The sequence below is a fragment of the Sphingomonas sp. NCPPB 2930 genome (assembly GCF_042867205.1).
Classification (GTDB): domain Bacteria; phylum Pseudomonadota; class Alphaproteobacteria; order Sphingomonadales; family Sphingomonadaceae; genus Sphingomonas.
On sequence record NZ_JBHZQU010000064.1, the window covers coordinates 1 to 597 of the forward strand.

The window sequence follows — 597 nt, forward strand, 5'->3', positions numbered from 1 at the left end:
GTACTGCCCCATTAATAGCAAAAGAATTGATATTTGAATAATTAGGTTCATTCTTACTCTTTCGATTATCTACCTGACCATCGCTATCAAGCTTCTCTAATTTATCTTTATAACCTTTATACTCAATTAAAACCGGTCAATAATCTGTGTGCTTATCTTGTAGTAATAATTTTGCATCGGGAAGATTCCCACCTTTACCACCATTCTTTGAAGCATACTCCAATAATGCCTTATCGATTTCAGAATTTAATGTTTCTTGTTCTAATTGATAATCTAAATCATAAGATTTCAACAGACCATTGACTAAATCAGCCACCATAGGCTCAACCGACTGAATTTTTGCTTTCCCTCTTGCCATTTGCGGGAACTCCTATCGTATTGTTAAAGTATACATTTTTTCTATTATATCATGTTTAAGCACTAATTAAACATGTATTTATAAACTTAAAAATATAAAACCAGTATCAATAGTGATACTGGTTTAAAAATTTTTAAAGTATTACCTATAACTAGCCCTAGATTTTTTTACTATTATTTTTTTTCCTATTATCTTATTAATAATATTACTAACATCATTTTCGCTTAATGAGCATTTAG

The 597-nt window shown here is 29.3% G+C and carries 1 protein-coding gene; it reads right to left on the minus strand.

Annotated features, from left to right (window positions below):
• Positions 1-136: 136 nt before the first annotated feature.
• Entirely contained in the window at positions 137-358 is a 222-nt protein-coding gene (locus ACFX59_RS18375) for a hypothetical protein (protein WP_387434518.1), read from the minus strand.
• Between the last annotated feature and the right edge of the window lie 239 nt (positions 359-597).